We start from the raw sequence: 20,604 nt of genomic DNA on the forward strand, positions 1-20,604 counted from the left end.
ACCTTTAAAATCAGTAAATTAACTACTAGTTCGATTTCTGCAGGGGACACCAAATGCCTGTCTCTCAACGTCAACTTTATCCATTCCATTCAGTAAGTTAATTCAATTCTATAGTCTACCTGCGTCTCCAGCAGGCTCACAAAATCCACAGTGTTATGTTGGTATAATTGTTAGTATGTTTGGTTCGATAATGCAGATACCATCAGCCGGAGATTTTTTACTATGCCACTCACTGAGTTAAAGGTAAGGAATTCAAAGGCTGCTTCGAAGCCTGTCAAAATGACAGACGGTAATGGTATGCATCTTTTTATGACCCCCACACGGTTCCAAATACTGGCGTTTTCAGTATCGCTTTGGCAGCAAACAAAAGATTCTTGCTCTCGGTGTTTATCCTGAGGTTTGACCTGCTCCCCGTTGATTAACACGCCGCGATGTTAGTAATGTCTTCATAAGCCACATGAGGACATCCCCATGAACGCGGGATCCGCGATAAGGAAATGCAGTTAAAGCAGTGGTGTGAAATTTTCGACCAGATCCTCAACAAATCCATAGCAAAATAATGAGCACCAAAATCATATAAGGAATTAAAAATGAATAGATTTTCAACAGTTGCAGCCCTGTCTTTAGCAGTTTTGCTTACCGGCTGCGACAGCAAACCCTCCTCTTCCGAAATCCAGAAAGCTATGCAGGACAACATTGAGCGCACAAACCAGACAGCGATTCGGTGAGAATAGCAAAGACATGCTCACGACTCTAAACCAAGCTGATAAGGTTTCCTGTAAGGAGTCAGAGGAAAAAGGGAAATACCTTTGCAAAGTGGATACTGATATAAAACTACCCATGATGGGCGAGAAGCAAACTGTAGCTGAATTTAAATTCATTAAAAACGATGGTAACTGGAAAGTGTCACCGTAACCTAACGCATCAATCTACAATAGAAATTCTTAGAAAAATCCCGAAGGAAAGCTATTTTATTAAATTGCAGCGCCAGAAAATATATCAAAAAAACAAATCATTCACACCATTATCAGGATTGTTTGAGGGGTGAATAACACTCACTATTAATTTACACAAATTAATGAATGAGCTTTTGCAACTCTCCTTAACTGTGCGAGAAGGTATAAGAATTATATTTCCCAAACCCTATCTAAGCATCATCATCATTTAAGTATGAATTAAGATTATCAGCAAAATCAATCAATGTAGAACCTACCAGAAAATTACCTCTTTTAGGTCGATGTTCTTTGAATATACCAATAGCTTTTAAAGAAACTCCGCCGTCCAATTTATTAATTATCAACTGAGCAATCACGCTTCCACTCATACCTGCAAGCGAAGTAACGGTTTTATTAGTACTGGCACCCTCAAAACAGATGTTTTTTTCTTTTCCGCCAGCAATAAAATGGAAATAAATATCTTCGGTTTTTCTTTCATAAAAAAAGTTGTGAAAATTAATATTAAAAGGCGACAAGCCTTTCTCAGGGTGCATTTTATGTAACTTATTAACTTTTGATGGATATCCCATGATCACAAATGAAGATGTTTTCTCAAAAAAATCGTTATTAACCTTAGTGTCAAAAAGAACGCTATTTGGTATAGCCTTCATGATTTCTTCAGACATAGGAATAATAGCGTAATCTTGTTCATCATTAAAAAATACTTCCAGATGCTCGAACTTAAATTTATTTCCGTCAATCGATATGAACGACAATTCACTTTTTTGCATCTCTTTAATTACATGGGAAGCAGTAACAATACAAGGTATATGGTCACCTAATAGATATATAAAACCGCTTCCGATCAAAAAGGCCTCTTGTTTACGGTGAGGTTGAGTCATAAAAAAAGACACTAGTGAACTCTGCCATTCCAAAGCTAATTCAGTAGTCCTGCTCTCATCAATCCACGTTGGGGAATAGTGTATAATTGAAAAATGCGGATAAATTAATTTTGAGTCCTCTAACACTTTCATTTCCTTTTGAATGACAATATAATTTTTTCTGGTAAATTATTAGCAATGTGAGTTATGATCAATATAAATCTACAATTTGGTGATGATATGAACATTTTTGAAATTGAAGAAAAACTTGCTGAAAACGGTTTCAATGCGAAAGATATTGCGGCTTTAAGAATGCAAGCTGAAAAAAGTGGAACGACTTACCCGGCTTTACTTAAAGAGCTTAGCATACGTTTTATTGCTTCAATGGTCCTTGTAGCCATTCTTGCTATAGTCTGGATATACACGCTTATGTACAAGGATAGCCTCGCTGTTACCTCATACTCAATCACAATGCTAATCATAGCTCCTATTTTTTACATTTTCACACCCATGAAGTTAGGCTACAAATCATTCCGGTACACGAGAAAAAAGTGATTTATTTTTTATTATCGTAAATTGATTTCAGAGCCGAATAGTCATTATATATTTCCACGCCTAATTCAAAGCGGCTCATATCTTTGATACCCCTAACGAAGTCGGAGTTTACGTAGTAAAAAAGTCGAAATGTTTGAGGTTTTCTTATCAGCCTGAACATGCCATAGGCCGAAAGAGCAAGATCCATACTGCTGTAGGCAATTTCACCTGTTTTTTGATCAAAACCCAAGAACCTGGCTGCTCCAATGTAACCATCTTTCAAGAATCCCTGGGCGTCATTTTTTCCTGTAATAACATTCATTACACCTTCCTGAACGCCATTCACGCCATGAAGCGTGAGCATCGCACCAAAACCAACCCCTATTATATTTCCGGTTGCAGCTGAAGCGGCCATAACTCCAAACCCAGCCACCACCTGTAATCCACTCAGTACTACCCCCACACCATCGATAATATATCCCCAGATATCACCTTGCTGAACGAATTTTACTGAAGCATGCAATGCCGCCTGACCAGTACGAAGAAGCTGATCTTGTCTCATGAGATTACGATGTTCTTCTTTCAGGTTTTGAATGCATTGCTGGCATTCATCATCGCTGGCACCTGTTCGAATCGTATCCATCTGAGCATTAACGAAAATCTTCACTTCGTCCTGAAACTGAATCCTGTTGTAACCCTCAGACAGGTGAATCAAAGATAAGTGATTTGTCGTACTAAGCAGCTGATTAGCTTCAGCATTAGCCATAGTCAGAAAGTAATCCTTGAATCGGTCTGGTTTCCAGTAGTCCATGACTGTGCCTTTATGTCATTATACGTATCGTTAAGTTTATTTAATCAGATTCCCTTACACAGGGAAAGCAAAAGGACCAGCTATGAGTACAGACATCTTCTTAAAAATCGATGGCATCACAGGCGAATCACTGGATAGTAACCATAAAGGCTGGATTGCTATTGAATCTTTCACCTGGGGTGCAAACCAACCAGGGAATATGTCTGCTGGAGGCGGTGGTGGCGCAGGAAAAGTTCAGTACCGGGACCTGTCGGTTCAGGCACTTATTGACAAAGCTACGCCAGCGATAATGCGCTACGTATCCAACGGCAAACATGTCGCCAAAGTTGAGCTTTCGGTATGTAAAGCCGGAGGCAGCCAGATTGAGTACTGTCGCATTACGCTTGAAGACGTCCTTATCACTAATGTGGTTTTCAATGGCACTACAAATCGCGACCTTATCGGAGTCTCATATCAGTTCCAGGCATCAAAAGTCAGAACACAGTACTGGGAACAGTCAGCGAGTGGCGGCAAAGGCGCTGAAACTCAGTCAGGGTGGGATATTAAAGGTAATAAAGAACTGTAATGCCTCAAGAACATTGGATGGTTTAACACGTTCCGAAGCTTTTTATTTAAGGTGTCCATCAAGATTGGCACCTTCATATTTTATCTGCTAATAAAAATGTTTCTCAAAGTATAACTCTTAATCCGATGAGACAGTCTTGACACATTCATGAAGCATTAATGAAAATTAAGACTCATATGTTAAGCCAGAATTCAAAAAAGTTTTAATGCTCTGAAGAATCATTGCCGACTGGCTAAATGGTAATCCAGGGCTGGTTATTTAGTGTGGCTTAATATCAGTATCTATAGCGGCAAGTTCAGGAATTTTAACAACCCCCCCGCCGGCACGCCGAAGGCGTCATGCCATAAACCTGACGAAAACGATGACTGAAGTGTGCTGAAGAGTGAAAACCACACTGAAAAGCAATATCGGTCAGCGTCAGGTCAGGTCGCTCAAGCAACGTTCGTGCACGCTCCATACGACGGCGCATCACAAACTGGTGTGGCGCTTCACCTGAAGTGTGGCGAAACATACGGGCAAAGTGAAACTCGCTCAGCGCCGCTTCATGCGCCAGCACCGCCAGAGTTAAAGGCTGGTCGAGATGGGTTTCAATAAATTCCAGAACACGTCGTAATACCGCCGGCGCCAGTCCGCCACGCACCTGTGGCAGTTGCCACCTGACTTCGCTGTAGTGCTGCAATAGATGCGTCAGAAGCAGTGTGGATGCACTGCTCAGCATCAACTGACTCGCGGGCTGTTGCCAGTCACTGCTCAGAAGAAAGTGCCGATAAAGCTGGGTAATGCGATCATCAATGGAAAAGATTTTTTCATGCAGATTTAACTGCGCCGGGCTGCGGTCCCAGACCCGTTCGGCCAGCTGCCGCAGCTGGTTTTCGCTGCAATAGAGATGAACAAAGGCGAGATCGGCTCGCAGATCCCAGGTTGATTCCGTGCCTGCCGGCATCAGACAGAAGCGATCCGGTGCGCCACCATTACGCCAGCCGTGTGGGGTTTTATGCCAGGTATCGTAGCCGCCCGCGACATAAAGGCTCAGGGTGTGATGATCGCTGAGGTTGGTGACGCGATCGCCGCTGTTGAACCAGGCTGCCAGCTGAATGCCACTATTAAGATGCACATGGTCACGCAGTTGCGCTTTGTGACGTTGCAGCATTTCAAAGGTCTGGTAGGTACGCATCAAAGTATCAGTTCAGATAAAACAGAAGATCAGTTTACGGATTGTAAGGGACAGAGAACAGGTCACATTGGGACGGAGGATAAAAATGCGCAAGATTTTGCAAATCCGGCGCAATGCCCTGCAAGACCAGAACGCAGTGCAGATGCAGAATCAACGGTTTAGATCGGAGAATCTGGCATGAACCTGTTTTTGTATCTTTCTGTTGTACTTATCTGGGGCACGACCTGGATCGCGATTTACGCGCAACAGTCTGCGGGCGATAACGCCGTGGTCGTCGCGGTGTTCTGGCGGTTTTTGCTGGCTTCACTGGTCATGCTATTGCTGCTTACGCTGATAAAACGGCTGCACAGACTGACACTGCAGGATCATCTCTTTTGTATGCTGCAGGGCTGTTGTGTCTTTGGCTTCAACTTTGTCTGTTTCTATTACGCGTCCGGCTATATCAGCAGCGGACTGGAGTCAGTGATTTTCTCAATGGCTGTCATGTATAACGCCATTAATAGCTGGGTATTCTTCCGTCAGCGCCCCTCTGCACGTCTGATTCCGGCGGTAGTGCTGGGGATGGCAGGCATTGTTGCCCTGTTCTGGCACGATCTGCGCAGCACGCAGGCCTCGGCAGAATTGATATGGGGCATTGGATTGAGTGCACTGGGCACCCTGGGATTTTCATTCGGCAATATGATCAGTCAGCGACATCAGCGTCTGAAACGCGACGTACTGACAACTAACAGTTACGGCATGTTATACGGTGCGGTTGCGATGGCCCTTGTCTCGCTGGCACAGGGGATTTCGCTGCAGCCAGCATGGAATACCCAGTGGGTGGGAGCCTTAACTTATCTGGCTCTGGTAGGGTCAGTGATAGGGTTTGGCGCCTACTTTACGCTGGTCGGTCGCATCGGAGCCAGTCGTGCTGCATATACAACTGTCCTGTTTCCGCTGGTTGCACTGGCACTTTCCACCCGATACGAAGGGTACGAATGGCATGCCAGCGCCATCCCTGGCCTTGTCATGATTTTGCTGGGCAATGTTGTGATGTTTGCCCGCTGGCCGGCAAGCCGTCGCCGGGTCATTATCTGACATGAATGCGGGCTAAGGCCCGCGTCCGGATGGGCGTTACGCCGACTGCTGCTGAAGAAGTTTCTGTGGTTGATTGATCGCTTTACGCGCAATCCAGTAAAGCAGAACACGCTCATCGTCACTATCACGATCGGCCATGGAGAGCAGTTTCAATGCCAGGGTCGATTTAGTCACAGGCTGCTGTTCTGTACTGAGTTCAATCACCGCCTGACCGATGATGCAGCAAACGTCATCCTCACTGCTATTGGATTCATATGTCCGGTCTTTCATATTTCCTCCTGTTAAGTGAGTTGTAAGTCTGGCAAATAATCTGGAAACCCGCTCACAGAAACAGCGAAATGAAACATTATCTTACGGCTAATTACGCTTACACATCATGATGCCGTATTGGTTACTTTTCCCGTTACGCCCCGTCGCTGCACCTGTGACGATGTCGTTCATACCCTCTGAAGAGCATTTCATTCCCTGATCCGTTCTATTCATGCCTTTATTGCACACGCACGCGAAGCACGGCTTTATTCTGACCGCAGTTTCCAGATTCCCGGACGGGAGAGAAAAATCATGAACCAGACTCAACAGGCTTCTTACCAGCGTTCCCGCTGGCTTACATTGTTCGGCACGGTAATCACTCAGTTCGCGCTGGGGTCAGTCTACACATGGAGTTTGTTTAATGGCCAGCTGTCACAGAAGCTGGATGCCCCCGTCAGTCAGGTCGCTTTTTCTTTCGGCCTGCTGAGTTTAGGTCTGGCTATCGCCTCTTCGCTGGCCGGTAAATTACAGGAACGTTTTGGTGTACGCCGCGTCACTATCGGTGCAGGTGTACTGATGGCACTGGGTTTCTGGCTCACCGCTCACGCAAATAACCTGATGATGCTCTATTTCAGTGCCGGCTTGCTGGTCGGTCTGGCCGATGGCGCAGGTTACCTGATGACGTTGTCTAACTGCGTGAAGTGGTTCCCTGAGCGCAAAGGAATGATCTCTGCCTGTGCGATTGGGGCATACGGTCTGGGCAGCCTGGGATTTAAATTTATTTGCGGGGCGCTGCTGGCGACGGTGGGTCTGGAACAGACCTTCATGATCTGGGGCGTGCTGGCGATGTCGATGATTATTCTCGGTGCGCTGCTGATGCGTGAAGCACCACTGCAGCAGATCGGAACCTCAACTAAAGGTCAGCAACATACGCGGGATTACACGCTGGCACAGTCGGTACGTCTGCCGCAGTACTGGATGCTGGCGCTGATGTTCCTGACCGCCTGTATGAGCGGCCTCTATGTGATAGGCGTTGCCAAGGATATCGGCGAAGGCATGGTGCATCTTTCCACGCAGACAGCTGCCAGCGCAGTAACAGTGATCGCGATTGCCAACCTGAGCGGTCGTCTGGTACTGGGTGTGCTCTCTGACAAAATGATGCGCATCAGAGTCATTTCACTGGCGCAAATTGTGTCTCTGATCGGAATGAGCGTGCTGCTGTTTACCCGGATGAATGAGATGACCTTCTTCCTGTCACTCGCCTGTGTCGCCTTCAGCTTTGGCGGCACTATCACAGTGTTCCCATCGCTGGTGAGTGACTTCTTCGGGCTCAACAACCTGACTAAAAATTACGGTCTGCTCTATCTCGGCTTTGGTATCGGTAGCGTGCTGGGTTCACTGGTCGCCTCACTGTTTGGTGGTTTCACCGTCACCTTCAGCCTGATTATGACGCTGCTGGTCATCTCGCTGTTCCTGTCACTCACTATCCGCTTACCTCAGAGTTCCATCACAGCAGAACCGGTGTTGCAACGCCATTAACGCTTACTGACAATGATTACGGGCCGCAATTAAGCGGCCCGTAGTCGTTTAACCGCGGAATCGCGGCTCTGCCATTCCCGCCACCGCCAGGTCTACTGCAAAGATATCGCCGGACTGCGGATAGCGTGCCAGCTCCTCTTCCGTGCGATCTTCACGTGAACTGGTAATGAACAGCGTTTTAAGATCGGCACCGCCAAAGGCCACCATGGTTGGCCACTTCACCGGCAGCAGGATCTCATCGACGATTTCGCTACTCTGCGGATCGATACGTACCACGCGTCCGCCATCAAACTGTGCAGACCAGTAAAATCCTTCACTGTCCACAGCAGCGCCATCCGGTAGCCCGCCCTTCGCGTCGAAACGGCGGAACAGCGTGCGCTCACCCGGTTCGCCCTGCTCATTCAGCGGATAGCGATAGAGTGCCTCATTCGGCGTGTCGCTGTGATACATCCAGCGTCGGTCAGGAGAAAATGCCAGCCCGTTGGAAATTTTAATGTCGCGCGCCTTCACCTCCAGCTTCAGGTCAGGCGTCACACGGCACAGCAGGCCGCCGTTTTTGTCCTGCGGTTCCCACAGGCTGCCGCACCAGAAGTTACCCCAGGGATCAACGCGGCCATCATTAAAGCGACTTTGCGCAGCGATACCGGGATTCTCTGCGACCTTTTTCTCCGGCTTACCCTGCGCATCCAGCAGCCAGACACCGCCGCGCAGTGCCGCTATTATCCCGCCCTGCTCACGCAGCCCAATACATCCCACCTCTTCCGCCTGCGGGAAGGTTTGCAGCTCGCCGCTGACTGGATTAAAACGGTGAATGGCCGGTGCCAGGATATCGACACAGTAGAGCATCTGCTCCTCCACTGACCAGAGCGGGCATTCGCCCAGCTCTGCCTGTAAAGCCAGAATATTTTTAACGTCATGCGGCATGTTTCTCTCCCATTGAACTGACATGCTAATAATGTAGTGGTAAAAACTTTTAAATGAGAATTATTTTCGCTTGATTTTGAGACTATTCTCTTTGATAGTATTTATTATTCAGTTCATTCCGATGTTTTTAATTCCCTCTGCTGCATAATTCAGCATTTTGAAATATTCCGTCATATCTTCTTAAATAACTCTACAAAGCCTGCATCTTCACTCCACTTTTCCGGCGTAGTGTCGTAGTCATTGGAAAAGAGGAGAAGCTTCCGATGAAGAGATTAATTAAAGTCGCTTCTGTCGTTGCACTGATGACGTTATTAAGTGGTTGTATCATCAGCCCACGACACGACAATGGCTGGCATCGCGGTGGTGGCGGCGGATATCATGGAGGCTACTATGGAGGTTATCACGAAGGGTATCATGGCGGTTACTATCGCCACTGACGGGCAAAGATGTCACACAGCATAAAATAAAAGCATTACATTTTAAGGGCGGGATATTTATCCCGCCCGTTTTATTTAACTTTTCAATGCGTAATTACACTGGAACCACGCTTTCTTCAGTCCCGGAATATGACTCTCCTCGGCAGGCAGCGCTTCGACCTTATCAAATCCTTTACTGCTGCAGTAATTCGCCAGATCAATATTCATTGCGTCACGATTGACCTTTGCCGGGTCAAAACGGTACTGAACGGTATTTGAATCCGGATCTTCATCAACACGTTCGAATGCCCCGGGTTTGCTGGCAGTACATCCACTCAGCAAAATCAGCGCTACTGCGCCGGTAATTAGTTTTTTCATAGTTGTTGTCCTCACGTTGCCGCGCAGTGTATGACGCAGCATGTCGATCATCCATAGGATTTATGCGCGAAAATTAAAAATTGAGAAGCTTTTGCCGATTAATGTAATACGATTAAACGGCTATCGCTATCGTGTCAGAAATGACAGGATGTACTCAGACAAGACGAAACGAAGACTGCACCACACCAGGAAATGCCAAAAATAAAAAAGCTGTTCCTCTCTCTTCCCTGCCCGCGCTTAGCGGGCTTTTTTTTGCCCGCTATTCCGCGGTCGCTTACTGACCCGTCATTGCCACCATTCTACGTAACAGGTTAGCGGCGCGTTTGTCAGGTAATGCCAGAATGGCACTGTAGAGATCAATGGACATGCCACACAGCGATGAGCGATCCACTGCCGTGTCAGCTGGCATATTTAGCTGCTGCAGTTTGTCGCCCCATTTCAGAAAGAGGCGTCCGACGATCTTTTGCAGATCATCCTGCGCCTGCGTCTTATCGAGGGGCTTTTCGGGCGGAGGGCTGTTAAGCAGCAACTGCTCCATGGCATCCGCTTCTTTGCGATTCAGCGAAGACGGTAGCGTAGTCTGTAAATTAATTCCTCCACTCACCTGCGGATAGAGAAAACGGAAGCAGAGACCCGGATCGATTTGATTCAGCGCCCGCATCTCTTCTACTGAGACGCCGATATAGTTAACCACCGCTGCATCCGTTGCGCGCATCAGCCGTTGGTTGACCACCTCAATCAGCCAGCCACGCAGTTCACCTGTTGCCTGCAGAGCGGGCTCGCCTGCACGGATTCGACGGGTCAGCTCCTGGGTCAGCAATAACCAGAGCGCGGGTTCCTGCGTTTGCAGCACGCGATAGCCTGGCATCTTTGCCAGTTGATTTACTGCCTGCTCATGCTGGCTTGCCTGCAACTGATGCGGCGCGACCCAGCTGAACCAGAGCAGATTAGCCATGATCAGGGGCAGCAGAAAAATGAGCAGCCCCTGCCACAAACGCAGTCGGGTCGTTTTGATCAGCACAATAACGATCAACGCCAGCAATGAAAACGCAGCCAGCGTAATAAAAATCAGAGAATTCATGCTGCGGGGTTAATCCTTACGCACATCGATTAGCACAGGACAGTGAGCACGCTCAATCACCGCTGCGCTGACCGAGCCTTTTAATAATCTGTTAAACGAAGAGAGGTGGCGACGTCCCATGATAATCATGCTTGCCTTAAGCTGTTGTGACTGGGCAACAATGGTATCTGCCGCCTCACCCGCCAGGATCACGCCACGCGCATTAATGCCAGCGCGCAGTAACGGTGCCAGTGCATGACGCACCACCATTTCCGCCGTATTTTGCTCATCCTGTGCTGCCACAAAATCGGCCGGGTCTTCACCCGCATCGATTTCCATCGGCTGATTACAGGAGGAGTAGGCAGGATCGACGCAGCACAGCACCACCACATCGGCGCGATGTGCCAGCGCTTCTTCAATCGTCAAGGCAACCACTTTCCCGGCAACCGGAGAGTGGTCTATGGCCATCAGCAGGGTTTTCATCAGATGCTTATCCTTAAATCGCGGCAACTTTGCCGATTTCACGCACCAGCGCCTCTTTACACTTCAGCATCTCGTCACGAAAACGCGCTTCATGTCGCAGAAAACGAGCAGAGGGCACCAGTAAAGAGACAGAAAAGCGACCAAACAGCGTATCCAGCGCAAACGCCATGGTAGAGATCCCTTCCAGGGTTTCACCGCGATCCACGGCGATACCGGTTTCGCGGACTTCCCTGATAAGTTGTAGCAATTGTGGCAATGTTTTCACCGTCTGATCGGTCAGCTCCTGCCAGGCGTCGCCAACAATCGTCCGGACATCTTTTTCACACTCCAGTGCCAGCAACGCCCGTCCCCCGGAGGTACTGTAGAGCGGCAGATTCAGTCCCATATGCGGGACAACCCGAAGTTCACGTGACGCCACGACATGGTGAATAATCGCCAGCTGGCTGCCGCTGGCGCGCGCCAGCGAGACCGTTTCATTAGTATCCGAAGAGAGTTTTTCCAGTAGCGGACTGACCAGATCAACCACGTCGGTATGCACGCTGGAGATCAGTTTTAACAGGGCAGGTCCCAGACGCAATCCGCCCGCCCCACTGCTGCGCACAAGCTCTGCGCTGTCGAGCGCAGCGACAATGCGCTGCACCGTTGAACGGGGCAGTTCCACCGCCTGAGCGATCTCGCCAAGGCTCATGCCGCCCGGCTGTTCGCCCAGCGCATTAAGAATTTTTGCCGCACGGGCGATGACCTGGATACCGCCCGTTTTTTCATCCTCGCGGCTGGAGGGTTGATGTGCCATAGCGTCGTCCTGTTTGAGCTGCCTTACTGTAGCGCGAATGCCGCACTTTTTACAGCCTGTACCACATTGCAATACAGCATACCGGGATGTAATATTACGCCCTGTACCACATTGCAGTACACTGCATCATAATAACGAGATTGCCAGTAATGAACGCTAAGCCCGCCACGCCGCCGGCTCCTCATCCTTTTACACTCCGACTAGCTCTGGGCCTGATCGGCGTGCTTATTGCTGCGCTGACCTCCGGGCTGAACGACCGCGTCAGTGATATCGCGCTGGCTGATATCCGTGCCGCAATCGGCATCGGTTTCGATCAGGGTAGCTGGATTATCTCCGGCTATCAGGCGGCAGAAGTTGCGGCGATGATGATTGCCCCCTGGTTTGCCGTCACCCTGTCGCTGCGGCGTTTTACACTCGGCGTGTCGGCGGGATTTATGCTGACCGGCATTCTGCTGCCGCTGGTGCCGGATCCCACGCTGTTTATCAGCCTGCGCGTGCTGCAGGGGTTGTTTGGCGGCGCACTGCCGCCGATGCTGATGACTGTGGCTCTGCGCTTTCTGCCGCCGCCTTTTAAGCTGTTCGGCCTGGCGGGCTATGCCCTGACCGCGACGTTTGGCCCCAATATGGCAGCGTCGCTGGCCTCAATATGGACCGACCATGTCAGCTGGATCATGGTGTTCTGGCAGGTGGTGCCTGGCATGCTGATTGCGATGGTGCTGATTAGCTGGGGGATACCGCAGGACCCGCTGCGTCCGGAACGTTTTCAGCAGATCGATCTGTTCGGCATGGTGACCGGTTGCATTGCTGTCGCGCTGCTGGTGCTGGTGCTGACCCAGGGGGAGCGTCTTGACTGGCTGAACTCGCCACTGATCGCCGGTATGCTGCTCGCCGCGCTGCCGCTGCTGCTGGTTTTCCTGATCAATGAGTGGTTTCACCCGCTGCCGCTGTTTAAATTACAGATGCTCAGACGGCCCAACCTGGCGCACGGCCTGCTGGGGCTGGCCTGCGTGCTCATCCTGGGGCTTTCAGGTTCCGCGCTGCCTTCGGCCTACTTTGCTCAGGTGAGCGGCTTTCGCACCCTTGAGTTTGCCCCGCTGGCACTGACCGTAGGCCTGCCACAATTGCTCATCGCGCCACTGATTGCTGCCCTGCTCAATATCCGCTGGATTGATTGCCGCTGGATGCTGACGGCGGGCGTCGGCCTGCTGGTGACTGCCTGTCTGCTGGGCTCGCAGATCACCAGTGACTGGGCGCGACAGAATTTCTGGCTGCTGCAAATCCTGCAGGCGTTCGGACAACCGATGATCATTTTGCCGATATTGATGAGTGCCACCAGCGTTGTGGCCCCACCTGAAGGCCCTTTTGCCTCCGCGATGTTTAACACGGTGCGCGGGTTTTCCAGTATTGCCGCCTCCACGCTGGTTGAGGTTTTCCTTTCTCATCGTGAGCAATTTCATTCCAGTGTCCTGATTAATCAGGCCGCCAGCCGCAGCTGGCTGATGACCGCGCCGACAGCCGATCAAGCCAGCCGCAGTTTGCCGCTATTGCCGGATGGCAGCATCAGCGCCAGCGATAATCTCAGCGGATTCGCCACCCTGGTCCGGCATCAGGCCACGATCCTGAGCCTGAGCGACAACTGGCTCATGCTGACCGGCTTTGCCGCCTGCCTGTTATTGCTTACAGCCATCCTGCCAAAACGGGTCTGGCCGCCTCAAACTTTGATTCAACACCCTCCCCGGAATAACTGAATATGCGTACTTTTGAAATGAGAAGAACCCTGCTGCTGAGTCTGCTGCTGCTGGTGTTACTGGCCATTGCCTTTGTTGTCTGGACGATGATGACCAGCAACGATCACCGCACCAATGATGCTTACGTCAATGCGGATTACACCCTGGTAGCACCTAAAGTCTCGGGCTACATAAGCCATGTTGAGGTGCAGGATAATCAGCAGGTCAAAGCGGGCCAGTTGCTGGCAACGCTGGATGACCGTGACTATCGGGTGGCGCTGGAGAGTGCTGAAGCTGACCTGCAGGTGAGTCAGGCGAAACTGCTGAGCAGCCAGGCTCAACTGGAACAGCAGCAGTCGATGATTGATCAGCAGAAAGCCAGCGTCGCGGCAAGTCAGGCTTCTGCGCAGTATGCGGGTCAAAGCGCCGATCGCTATAACCGCCTCTATAAAAGCGGCACCGTCGCCGCTGACGATCAGCAAAAGGCCAGCTCAAATCAGCGCTCGGCGCTGGCAGCTGTCCATCAGAGTCAGGCTGCACTGGCATCGGCAATAAAACAGGTGGGCGTATTACAGGCGGCGGTGCGTTCAGCAGAAGCGGATGTTGCCGCAGCCAAAGCCAGCGTCGATCAGGCCAGGCTGAATCTCTCCTACACGCGCATTACGGCTCCTGTTGACGGCATGGTGGGTCAGCGTGCGGTGCGGACAGGCGCATACGTTTCAGCCGGAACCCGTCTGCTGGCCGTGGTCCCCCTGCAGCAAACCTACATTACGGCTAACTACCTTGAGACGCAGTTAAGCGATGTGCGCCCAGGACAGCGGGTCCGAATCCGGGTTGATGCCCTGCCAGGCGAGACCTTTACCGGTCATGTGGACAGCATCGCACCGGCCACTGGTGCAACTTTTTCAGCGATCGCTCCCGATAACGCCACAGGCAACTACACTAAAGTCGTTCAACGTCTGCCGGTGAAAATTGTGCTGGATGGCGACCAACCGCATCTGGCTCAGTTACGTGTCGGCATGTCGGCGATCCCTGAAATCGAGGCGCCCTAATATTGTGAGCAATATCTCAGAACGGGCCTATTTCATTTGGGTGGGATTACGCGTAAATTAGCGCCTGATCCTGTTCTGAGAGTTATTCAGATCGACCCGGAAGAGAGCAGACCATTACTGAAATGGCGATCTCTTTTCCACATCTGTTCGCGTTGCACTGGTTTGGGATCGCCATCATCGTAACCGCTCAGAGGAGTTGCTTTGTGAAATATGCCTTGATGGGAATATCTTTTTTCGCGTTACTTTGGTTCGGAACCTTTGTTCTGCTGCTGAAGTAATGGCGTGACAGTGCCGCCATGGGGCGACCATCGTGTCGCCCCTGCTGGCTGTCAGCTCTCTTCTTCTGTTTTCATGCTGCCCGGCAATACGCCATCGGCACGAAACATCGCCTTAATTCCCCGCACTGCCTGACGAATACGATCGCTGTTTTCAATCAGCGCAAATCGCACGTGCGTGTCGCCATAGTCACCAAACCCGATACCAGGGGAAACACAGACTTTCGCCTCCTGCAGCATATGTTTAGCAAATTCCAGCGAACCCAGATGTGCATAGTGGTCGGGAATTTTTGCCCAGACGTACATCGAGGCTTTGGGGTTATCCACCATCCAGCCCGCTTCATGCAAGCCTTTGACCAGCACATCACGGCGGCGTTTATACTGCTCAGCAATGTCACGCACGCACTGCTGATCCCCTTCCAGCGCCGCAATGGCTGCCACCTGTAGCGGCGTAAAGGTGCCGTAGTCATGGTAACTCTTGATACGCGCCAGCGCGGCGACCAGCTCTTTATTACCCACCATGAAACCGATACGCCAGCCCGCCATGTTGTAGCTTTTCGACAGGGTAAAGAATTCAACGGCAACATCACGCGCGCCCGGCACCTGCATAATCGACGGCGCTTTCCAGCCATCGTAGACGATGTCAGCATAAGCCAGATCGTGGATGACCAGTACGTTGTACTGCTTCGCCAGCGCAATCACCCGCTCGAAAAAGTCGAGTTCAACACACTGTGCGGTCGGGTTGGATGGGAATCCAAGGATCATCATTTTTGGCTTGGGGTAGCTTTCCCGAATAGCACGTTCCAGCTCATTGAAGAAGTCGACACCCGCCACCAGCGGCACCGAACGCACCTGCGCTCCGGCAATCACTGCACCGTAGATATGAATCGGATAGCTGGGATTGGGCACCAGTACGGTATCACCATGATCCAGCGTCGCCAGCATCAGATGCGCCAGCCCCTCTTTGGAGCCGATGGTGACAATTGCCTCAGATTCAGGATCGATCTCCACCTGATAGCGCTCAGCGTACCAGCGCGAAATCGCTCTGCGTAGACGCGGTATGCCGCGCGAGGTGGAATAACCGTGGGTATCGTCACGCTGCGCCACCTGGCATAATTTTTCGACAATGTGAGGCGGAGTCGGACCATCAGGGTTACCCATTGAAAAGTCGATGATATCTTCGCCGCGCCGACGCGCAGCCATCTTCAGTTCAGCGGTGATGTTGAAAACGTAAGGAGGTAAACGTTCAATACGCGAGAAACGACGGGGTGTGCTGTTATCAGCCATGATGTCCTCTGGATTACGTAAGCGCCCGGACCGTCCGAGCGACGTGGGTCACTGCGGTGACCCGTTACGAACATAACGTGGCGAGGATCATTTTGTCGAGGGTGGCGGAAAATTTTTTTATTTTTGCGGATTCAGCCGTCCCAGCAGCCAATCGTTCACCCAGTGGCCATCCAGCAGATAATTATCCCGCAGCGTGCCCTCCAGCTGAAAACCGTTTTTCTCCAGAATACGGCGTGACGCCCAGTTCCCTTCAATCACCATCGCCTTGAGTTTGTGAAAATCGGCTTCAAGCAGAAACTGACACAGCGCCGCCAGCGCTTCGCTGCCATAGCCCTGACCACAGTGGCGATGCAGCAGCATATAGCCCACCTCCGCCTGACGATACGGCTCCCATTCCGGGCTGCAGCCAAACAGGCCAATGGGCTCACCGCTGTCCTGGCGTCTTGCCACCAGGCAGAGCATATGAAAACTGCCCGGCTGCCAGGGTGCCAGACGTTGTGTGAAACGCTGTCGAATATCCGCTTCATCCGGGATTTCGCTTACCCATTTCATGGTGTCGGGATCTTCATGGACGGCACGAAACAGTTGCCAGTCTTCGGGTTGTAATTTACTCAGGGTTAATCTGTCGGTGACAAGTTGCATCTGTGGCTCCCGATGGGCGCGGTTTTCCAGCGGTTACTGGCGCGCGTCATCGCGCAACATAGCAAAACGGCTTCACAGCGACCAGCATGAAAAACTGTTCCCCTTTATTCCACTCAACTTTTCCTCTTTTTACGGGATTGCCGTAAAAATTGATCTGAAGCATTAACTTGTGGCGGGATTGATCGGGGTGCTAGCGGTTCGCGATCACATTTTTTATCATAGAGGCACTTTCCATCGCTCACGAGTCGCCTGTGTCCTCCCACTTCACGATGTTACTGGCAGTTTTTGACCGCGCCGCCCTGATGTTGATCTGCCTGTTCTTCCTGACGCGCACCCGGCCTTTTCGTCAGCTGCTGCAAAAAGATGAGCACACCCGCGCGGAAAAAGTGGCGGTCACTGCCATCTTTTCCCTGTTTGCGCTGTTCAGTACCTGGTCGGGCGTCAATGTCGACGGTTCGCTGCTGAATGTGCGGGTCATTGCCGTGATGGCGGGTGGGATTCTGTTTGGTCCCTGGGTTGGCATCGCCACCGGTGTGATTGCGGGCCTTCACCGTTTTCTGATCGATATTCATGGCGTCACTTCCGTGCCCTGCCTGATTACCAGCATCATTGCCGGTGTCGTCGCGGGCGGGATTAATCGCCGGGTGCTGAAAGAGCATCGCTGGCGCGCCGGTATCGTCGGCGGCATGCTGTGTGAAGCCCTGACGATGTTGCTGATCGTCCTGTGGGCGCGCCCTGCCTCACTCGGGCTGGCGATTGTGTCGGAGATTGCCCTGCCGATGATCCTCGGCGCGTCCAGCATCGGCATCATTGTGTTGCTGGTGCAAAGTGTTGAGGGAGAGAAAGAGGCTATTGCTGCCCGCCAGGCCAAGCTGGCACTGGAGATCGCCAACAAAACGTTGCCGCTGTTTCGTCAGGTGAACAGCGACTCGCTGCGCAATATCTGTGACATTATCCGAAGAGAGATCAAAGCCGATGCGGTGGCGATGACGGATAAAAAGCAGATTCTGGCCTACGTCGGCTATGGCGAACATAATTATAAGCATGGCGATGATGGCATCAGCCCCACGACGGCGCAGGCGATCAACAGCGGTAAAATTATTATTAAGAACAATGATGAAGCGCACCGCACTAAAGATATCCACTCAATGATCGTCATCCCGCTGTGGGAAAAAGGCAAAGTCACCGGCACGCTGAAAATCTATTATCGCCGCGCACACCGTATTACCGGCTCGCTGAAGGAGATGGCGATTGGCCTGTCACAAATTATCTCAACCCAGCTTGAAGTGTCGCGCGCCGAGCAGCTGCGTGAGATGGCCAATAAAGCGGAACTGCGCGCGCTGCAAAGTAAAATAAATCCCCATTTCCTGTTCAATGCGCTGAATGCTATCTCCTCTTCTATCCGGCTCAATCCCGATACTGCCCGCCAGCTGGTCATTAACCTTTCACGCTATCTGCGCTACAACCTGGAACTGAACGACGATGAGCTAATCGACATCCGTAAAGAGCTGTGGCAGGTGAAAGATTATATCGCCATTGAGCAGGCGCGATTCGGCGATAAACTGACGATGATTTATGACGTCGATGAAGATCTGCATTTTCTGCTGCCAAGTCTGCTGATTCAGCCACTGGTAGAAAACGCCATTGTGCATGGTATTCAGCCCTGTAAAGGCAAAGGCGTGGTCACGCTGAGCGTCCGGGATCTGGGCGATCGGGTGCGGATCTCCGTGCGGGATACCGGTCAGGGCATCAGTGACGAAGTCGTGGAACGGGTGGCACGCAACGAGATGCCCGGCAATAAAATCGGTCTGCTCAATGTGCACCATCGCGTCAAACTCCTGTCAGGTCAGGGACTGAACATCGTGCGGCATCAACCGGGCACCGAGATCGCTTTTACGCTGAGTAAAAATGGCCAGCGCCTGGCGGAGAATCTGTTATGAAAGCCATTATTGTGGAGGATGAATTTCTGGCCCAGCAGGAGCTGAGCTGGATGATTCAGCATCACAGCAAAATCGAAATTGAAGCCTGTTTTGATGATGGTCTTGATGTACTGAAGTATCTGCAACAGCATCGGGTCGATGTGATTTTCCTCGACATTAATATCCCCTCGCTGGATGGCATGTTGCTGGCACAGAATATCCATCAGTTTGCCCACAAGCCGCTGATCGTCTTTATTACCGCGTGGAAAGAGCATGCGGTAGAAGCATTCGAGCTTGAGGCATTTGACTACATTCTCAAGCCCTATCAGGAGTCGCGGATTGTCACCATGCTGAACAAGCTGGAAGCCACCGCACAGGCGCAGCAGGCTGTGAGTCATCTTAGTGCCACACCTGCGCCGCAGACCGTCAACCTGATTAAAGATGAACGCATTATCGTCACTGACGTGAATGACATTTACTACGTTGAGGCGCATGAAAAGCTGACGTTTGTCTATACCCGGCGCGAGTCCTACGTCATGTCGATAAACATCACCGAGTTCTGTTCACGCCTGCCGGAGCAGCAGTTCTTCCGCTGTCACCGCTCTTACTGCGTCAGCCTGAGCAAGATCCGCGAAATCGAGCCGTGGTTTAACAACACCTATCTGCTTAAGCTGCGCGATCTGGAATTTCAGGTGCCGGTCAGCCGCAGTAAGGTTAAGCAGTTCAGACAGCTGATGCGTCTGTAATGCAGGAGAGTGAGGGAACGATTCAGGCAGAGAAGTGGCTTTCAGAACAACAGCAGGAAAAGGCAGGAGAAGTCAGGCGGTGATTTCCCGGGCCTGAACGGCTGAAGCCTCCAGGTCGGGAAAGCGATCGCGCGCACAAAGGCTGTGCGCGCGGAGTAAAGCAGAATCAGATTTCGCGGCCCAGCGTCTGACGCAGATGCGCGCCCGCACCCAGCAGGCCAGGCTGATCGTGCGTAATCATGTAAACCGGGATGCTGGCAACATAGTCGCGGAAGCGTCCTTTATCTTCAAAAGCCGCACGGAAACCGGACGCCTTAAAGAATTCCAGGAAGCGAGGCACAATGCCTCCCGCAATATAAACGCCACCAAAAGTGCCCAGGTTCAGCGCCAGATTGCCGCCAAAACGGCCCATAATGACGCAGAACATGGAGAGCGCGCGACGGCAGTCGGTACAGCTGTCATCCAGCGCACGTTCACTGACATCTTTCGGTTTCAGATTTTCCGGCACGCGGTTGTCAACTTTCACAATGGCACGGTAGAGATTAACCAGACCGGCACCCGACAACACACGTTCAGCTGAGACATGGCCCAGTTCTTCACGCAGCACTTCCAGGATCTGATCTTCTTCTTCGCTGTTGGCCGCAAAATCGACATGACCACCCTCACCTGGCAGGCTCACCCAGCGCTTGTCCACATGCACCAGATGGCTGACGCCTAAGCCGGTACCGGCACCATAAATGGCGATAGGTTTATCTTTGACCGGCTCTGAGCCGCCAAACTGAATTACGTTTTCGGCGGTCAGCATCGGAATAGCCATGGATACCGCAGTAAAATCGTTAATGATTTCCAGGTGTTCAAAACCGATGTTCTCTTTGAGCTTGCGCGTAGAAAACGCCCAGTCATGGTTGGTCATTTCAACCCAGTCATCGGTAATCGGGCAGGCGATAGCAATACAGCCATCTTTAACGTCCTGCTGTTGTTCATCAAGATAGTGGCGGATGACGGCTTCGAGGCTGTCGTATTCTGATGTTGAGAATGTTTTGGCCTGGGTGATGCTGCCGCTTTCCACCTCACACAGGGCGAGGCGCGCGTTAGTACCGCCGACATCGCCGACCAAGGCATAGGTTGTCATTCTTC

23 protein-coding genes and 1 pseudogene are annotated in these 20,604 nt (G+C 51.2%); 12 read left to right on the plus strand and 12 right to left on the minus strand.

What is annotated here, in order from left to right; all coding sequences use genetic code 11:
* Nucleotides 1–222 precede the first annotated feature (222 nt).
* Nucleotides 223–400, plus strand: a pseudogene (locus H7K52_RS18910) (Arm DNA-binding domain-containing protein); the annotation flags it as partial.
* Nucleotides 401–696: 296 nt separating this feature from the next.
* A complete protein-coding gene (locus H7K52_RS02430) occupies nucleotides 697–915 on the plus strand; it encodes a hypothetical protein (RefSeq protein ID WP_050540853.1) in 219 nt (72 codons plus the stop codon).
* A gap of 232 nt (nucleotides 916–1,147) precedes the next feature.
* On the opposite strand, the gene H7K52_RS02435 is transcribed toward H7K52_RS02430, so the two are convergent.
* Nucleotides 1,148–1,963: a serine protease gene (locus tag H7K52_RS02435; protein WP_182629644.1), complete on the minus strand. Its 816-nt coding sequence runs from the start codon at nucleotides 1,961–1,963 to the stop codon at nucleotides 1,148–1,150.
* Nucleotides 1,964–2,023: 60 nt separating this feature from the next.
* Here H7K52_RS02435 and H7K52_RS02440 point away from each other — a divergent pair, with 60 nt between their 5' ends.
* A complete protein-coding gene (locus H7K52_RS02440; protein WP_008926505.1) occupies nucleotides 2,024–2,371 on the plus strand; it encodes a hypothetical protein in 348 nt (115 codons plus the stop codon).
* Between the two features lies 1 nt (nucleotide 2,372).
* Here the strand turns inward: H7K52_RS02440 and H7K52_RS02445 are convergent, their stop codons facing one another.
* On the minus strand, nucleotides 2,373–3,161 hold the full coding sequence (locus tag H7K52_RS02445) for a DUF4225 domain-containing protein (RefSeq protein WP_182629645.1): 789 nt from the start codon (nucleotides 3,159–3,161) through the stop codon (nucleotides 2,373–2,375).
* Nucleotides 3,162–3,243: 82 nt separating this feature from the next.
* Between H7K52_RS02445 and H7K52_RS02450 the strand changes: the two genes are divergently transcribed.
* Nucleotides 3,244–3,726 (plus strand): Hcp family type VI secretion system effector, encoded by a 483-nt coding sequence (locus H7K52_RS02450; protein ID WP_008926507.1) that lies wholly within the window; start codon nucleotides 3,244–3,246, stop codon nucleotides 3,724–3,726.
* A gap of 304 nt (nucleotides 3,727–4,030) precedes the next feature.
* Here the strand turns inward: H7K52_RS02450 and H7K52_RS02455 are convergent, their stop codons facing one another.
* Nucleotides 4,031–4,900 (minus strand): helix-turn-helix domain-containing protein, encoded by an 870-nt coding sequence (locus tag H7K52_RS02455; RefSeq protein ID WP_182629646.1) that lies wholly within the window; start codon nucleotides 4,898–4,900, stop codon nucleotides 4,031–4,033.
* A gap of 177 nt (nucleotides 4,901–5,077) precedes the next feature.
* Between H7K52_RS02455 and H7K52_RS02460 the strand changes: the two genes are divergently transcribed.
* Nucleotides 5,078–5,977 carry a DMT family transporter gene (locus tag H7K52_RS02460; RefSeq protein ID WP_008926510.1) on the plus strand — a complete coding sequence of 300 codons (900 nt, stop codon included), beginning with the start codon at nucleotides 5,078–5,080 and terminating at the stop codon, nucleotides 5,975–5,977.
* 36 nt (nucleotides 5,978–6,013) lie between these two features.
* Here H7K52_RS02460 and H7K52_RS02465 read toward each other — a convergent pair whose 3' ends face one another.
* A complete protein-coding gene (locus tag H7K52_RS02465; RefSeq protein ID WP_003848934.1) occupies nucleotides 6,014–6,247 on the minus strand; it encodes a hypothetical protein in 234 nt (77 codons plus the stop codon).
* Nucleotides 6,248–6,538: 291 nt separating this feature from the next.
* On the opposite strand from H7K52_RS02465, the gene H7K52_RS02470 reads away from it, so the two are divergent.
* On the plus strand, nucleotides 6,539–7,765 hold the full coding sequence (locus H7K52_RS02470; protein WP_008926511.1) for an L-lactate MFS transporter: 1,227 nt from the start codon (nucleotides 6,539–6,541) through the stop codon (nucleotides 7,763–7,765).
* A 48-nt stretch (nucleotides 7,766–7,813) separates the two neighbouring features.
* Here the strand turns inward: H7K52_RS02470 and H7K52_RS02475 are convergent, their stop codons facing one another.
* Nucleotides 7,814–8,689: an SMP-30/gluconolactonase/LRE family protein gene (locus H7K52_RS02475; protein ID WP_110411168.1), complete on the minus strand. Its 876-nt coding sequence runs from the start codon at nucleotides 8,687–8,689 to the stop codon at nucleotides 7,814–7,816.
* A gap of 263 nt (nucleotides 8,690–8,952) precedes the next feature.
* Here H7K52_RS02475 and H7K52_RS02480 point away from each other — a divergent pair, with 263 nt between their 5' ends.
* The gene (locus H7K52_RS02480; protein ID WP_008926513.1) at nucleotides 8,953–9,126 is read left to right on the plus strand and encodes a hypothetical protein; all 174 of its coding nucleotides are present in this window, start codon (nucleotides 8,953–8,955) and stop codon (nucleotides 9,124–9,126) included.
* A gap of 75 nt (nucleotides 9,127–9,201) precedes the next feature.
* On the opposite strand, the gene H7K52_RS02485 is transcribed toward H7K52_RS02480, so the two are convergent.
* From H7K52_RS02485 to H7K52_RS02500, 4 genes are all read right to left on the minus strand, one after another.
* The gene (locus tag H7K52_RS02485; RefSeq protein WP_182629647.1) at nucleotides 9,202–9,483 is read right to left on the minus strand and encodes a lipoprotein; all 282 of its coding nucleotides are present in this window, start codon (nucleotides 9,481–9,483) and stop codon (nucleotides 9,202–9,204) included.
* A gap of 274 nt (nucleotides 9,484–9,757) precedes the next feature.
* Nucleotides 9,758–10,564: a hypothetical protein gene (locus H7K52_RS02490; RefSeq protein WP_182629648.1), complete on the minus strand. Its 807-nt coding sequence runs from the start codon at nucleotides 10,562–10,564 to the stop codon at nucleotides 9,758–9,760.
* A 9-nt stretch (nucleotides 10,565–10,573) separates the two neighbouring features.
* Entirely contained in the window at nucleotides 10,574–11,026 is a 453-nt protein-coding gene (locus H7K52_RS02495; protein ID WP_003848924.1) for a universal stress protein, read from the minus strand.
* A 13-nt stretch (nucleotides 11,027–11,039) separates the two neighbouring features.
* Entirely contained in the window at nucleotides 11,040–11,819 is a 780-nt protein-coding gene (locus tag H7K52_RS02500) for an IclR family transcriptional regulator (protein ID WP_003848922.1), read from the minus strand.
* Nucleotides 11,820–11,968: 149 nt separating this feature from the next.
* On the opposite strand from H7K52_RS02500, the gene H7K52_RS02505 reads away from it, so the two are divergent.
* From H7K52_RS02505 to ypdK, 3 genes are all read left to right on the plus strand, one after another.
* Nucleotides 11,969–13,567 (plus strand): MFS transporter, encoded by a 1,599-nt coding sequence (locus H7K52_RS02505; protein ID WP_182629649.1) that lies wholly within the window; start codon nucleotides 11,969–11,971, stop codon nucleotides 13,565–13,567.
* 2 nt (nucleotides 13,568–13,569) lie between these two features.
* Nucleotides 13,570–14,598, plus strand: coding sequence for an HlyD family secretion protein (locus tag H7K52_RS02510; protein WP_008926516.1), 1,029 nt, complete (start codon nucleotides 13,570–13,572; stop codon nucleotides 14,596–14,598).
* A 203-nt stretch (nucleotides 14,599–14,801) separates the two neighbouring features.
* Nucleotides 14,802–14,876, plus strand: coding sequence for a membrane protein YpdK (gene ypdK, locus H7K52_RS02515; protein ID WP_099257831.1), 75 nt, complete (start codon nucleotides 14,802–14,804; stop codon nucleotides 14,874–14,876).
* Nucleotides 14,877–14,927: 51 nt separating this feature from the next.
* Here the strand turns inward: ypdK and alaC are convergent, their stop codons facing one another.
* Nucleotides 14,928–16,160, minus strand: a complete 1,233-nt coding sequence (alaC, locus tag H7K52_RS02520; RefSeq protein WP_008926517.1) for an alanine transaminase — start codon at nucleotides 16,158–16,160, stop codon at nucleotides 14,928–14,930.
* A gap of 117 nt (nucleotides 16,161–16,277) precedes the next feature.
* Nucleotides 16,278–16,802 carry a GNAT family N-acetyltransferase gene (locus tag H7K52_RS02525; protein ID WP_003848913.1) on the minus strand — a complete coding sequence of 175 codons (525 nt, stop codon included), beginning with the start codon at nucleotides 16,800–16,802 and terminating at the stop codon, nucleotides 16,278–16,280.
* Between the two features lie 269 nt (nucleotides 16,803–17,071).
* Between H7K52_RS02525 and H7K52_RS02530 the strand changes: the two genes are divergently transcribed.
* Together H7K52_RS02530 and H7K52_RS02535 are read left to right on the plus strand one after the other, a co-directional pair.
* The gene (locus H7K52_RS02530) at nucleotides 17,072–18,742 is read left to right on the plus strand and encodes a sensor histidine kinase (RefSeq protein ID WP_003848911.1); all 1,671 of its coding nucleotides are present in this window, start codon (nucleotides 17,072–17,074) and stop codon (nucleotides 18,740–18,742) included.
* Nucleotides 18,739–19,467 carry a LytR/AlgR family response regulator transcription factor gene (locus H7K52_RS02535; RefSeq protein WP_182629650.1) on the plus strand — a complete coding sequence of 243 codons (729 nt, stop codon included), beginning with the start codon at nucleotides 18,739–18,741 and terminating at the stop codon, nucleotides 19,465–19,467. The genes H7K52_RS02530 and H7K52_RS02535 overlap by 4 nt, the downstream gene beginning before the upstream one ends.
* Nucleotides 19,468–19,633: 166 nt before the next feature.
* Here the strand turns inward: H7K52_RS02535 and glk are convergent, their stop codons facing one another.
* Nucleotides 19,634–20,599: a glucokinase gene (gene glk / locus H7K52_RS02540; RefSeq protein WP_003848907.1), complete on the minus strand. Its 966-nt coding sequence runs from the start codon at nucleotides 20,597–20,599 to the stop codon at nucleotides 19,634–19,636.
* Nucleotides 20,600–20,604 lie beyond the last annotated feature (5 nt).

It is taken from the genome of Pantoea hericii (assembly GCF_014155795.1).
In the GTDB taxonomy this organism is placed as follows: domain Bacteria; phylum Pseudomonadota; class Gammaproteobacteria; order Enterobacterales; family Enterobacteriaceae; genus Pantoea; species Pantoea eucalypti.